The 1,295-nt window shown below is 69.3% G+C and carries 1 protein-coding gene; it reads right to left on the bottom strand.

Annotation, left to right across the window (positions count from 1 at the left end; genetic code table 11):
• Positions 1 to 195: 195 nt before the first annotated feature.
• Positions 196 to 876, bottom strand: a complete 681-nt coding sequence (locus ACFYW9_RS41405) for a TetR/AcrR family transcriptional regulator (RefSeq protein WP_389160377.1) — start codon at positions 874 to 876, stop codon at positions 196 to 198.
• Positions 877 to 1,295 lie beyond the last annotated feature (419 nt).

Here is a 1,295-nt window from a genome sequence, read left to right as displayed (position 1 = left end):
CTGGCCACCGCACAGCCACTCAACGGCCGTCGCGGGACTGGTCCGCGCCGCCACTGCCCTGTGACCGACGGCGGTGAACGCCGGGACACCGTGCACAGCCAGGCCCGACGCGAAGTGACAACAAGCCTGCCTCGGTGACACCTGTCGCGTCTCGGCTCACCAACACGCGGGCACCATCGGCAGATGGGAAAAGGCTCAGGCCTCGGCGCCGCCCTCGACAAGTCGCCGCAGTGAGGGAAGCAGGGCGTCGATGTCCTGCCCGGTGCGGAAGGCGACGACCGTGGTGCCGGCTCCGTTCGTCGGCGAGCCGCCCGTCGGGAAGAGCGCGAGCACATCACGCATCGCCTCGTCCACCTCGCCGACCGGATCCGTGGTCTCCCCGCGGAGCCAGCGGCGGAGCACGTGGTTGTGGGCCGCGACCACCGCGGCCGACATGAGTTCGGCCCTGAGTGACGCCGACTTGGCCTCGTCGCCCATCCAGTCCCCGATGAACTCACGGAACAGCCGCTGGTAGCGCGCCACACTGGCGATCTCGCGGTCACGGAGGGCGGCCACCTTGCTGGTGAGCACGTACCGCCGGCGCGCGAGATCGCCTTCGTCGAGGTAGTGCAGCAGAACCAGGCGGACCGCGTCGGAGACGGCGACCAGGGCCGTGCTGTGACTCGAGGTCGCCAGCCTGTCCCTGATCAGGTCGAGGAGCCGGTCGTGGTCGGGGAAGATCACGTCTTCCTTGGACCGGTAGTGCCGGAAGAACGTCGTACGCCCCAGCCCGGCGCGTTCGGCGATGTCGTCGACGGTCGTCTGCTCGTATCCGCGCTCGTCGAAGAGCGCGAAGGCGGAGTCTGCGAGTCGGGACCGCGCGGATGGCTTGCTCATGATCGCCCATCTTTCCCCGTCTCGGCCTTCGGAGGCCACTTGCCTTCCTGAATGGTACTGCGTACCGTCGATCAGAGATTGAGTACCGAGGAGGTGCGGTGTGAGTTCCGTGGCACGTGCCGGGCGGCCTGCCGGTACAGCCGCTCCACGGCGGCTCGGCGCCGACGGAGCGGCACCGGCGACGTCCTGCCGCCGACGCGTGACGCACTGAGACCGCGCGCCACGGGCGGCGAGGTCTCCCGCGGCCCGCGCGACGCCCGGGGTGTCCACGTCCCCCTCGAAACCTTCTGACGAACGGGAAACATCACGCGTCATGAACGACATCGACATCCACACCACCGCGGGCAAGCTCGCGGATCTGCAGCGCCGCATCCAGGAAGCGACGCACGCCGGCTCGGAGCGCGCCGTCGAAAAGCAGC

Origin of the sequence: Streptomyces sp. NPDC002698 (assembly GCF_042888945.1) — a bacterium.
In the GTDB taxonomy this organism is placed as follows: domain Bacteria; phylum Actinomycetota; class Actinomycetes; order Streptomycetales; family Streptomycetaceae; genus Streptomyces.
The sequence above is the reverse complement of the archived record's forward strand: the minus strand, read 5'-3'. Positions and strand labels throughout refer to the sequence as shown.

Coding starts and splice junctions, on each gene's coding strand:
- ACFYW9_RS41405 (WP_389160377.1), bottom strand. CDS start 876: ATGAGCAAGCCATCCGCGCGGTCCCGACTCGCAGACTCCGCCTTCGCG.